Here is a 518-nt window from a genome sequence, read left to right on the forward strand (position 1 = left end):
GAAAGCAATTCACAACTGATACCCCCTCCACTATTTTCTGTAATTAGTTGTTGCTGATACCAAAGGTACTAAATTCTGAAAGCAATTCACAACGAAGGTTATCAGCAAAGTGAATAGCGTTCATTTTGAAAAGGTAATTATAAGATCTGAAATGCTTTTGCTCAAAATACGGAATTGAGTATTTGAAGGCTAAGACGAGGGAGTAAACACAGTCGTCCCTCCCTGATCCTCTTGAACCGACAAGTGAACTTTATCTCCTGATAAAAACCTGTCTGGGATTATATCTGGGTACGCCTCACAGGTGTACTCGTTCATGTTGAAATGGTGACATTCAGCGCATTTTGAGCAATAAGGAGAATAAACCTCATGCCCTCTGTCAATCGTTATATTACCGTTCTTTTTCATTTTACTTATGCGATAAATTTACAAATTAATCCTTATTACCCACTTTTTCCATTGTTGTTGATGCCAAAGGTACTAAATTCACTAAGCAATTCACAACAGTTATTCCGTGTCTG

This window comes from Proteiniphilum sp. UBA1028, from assembly GCF_002316955.1.
Taxonomy (GTDB): domain Bacteria; phylum Bacteroidota; class Bacteroidia; order Bacteroidales; family Dysgonomonadaceae; genus Proteiniphilum.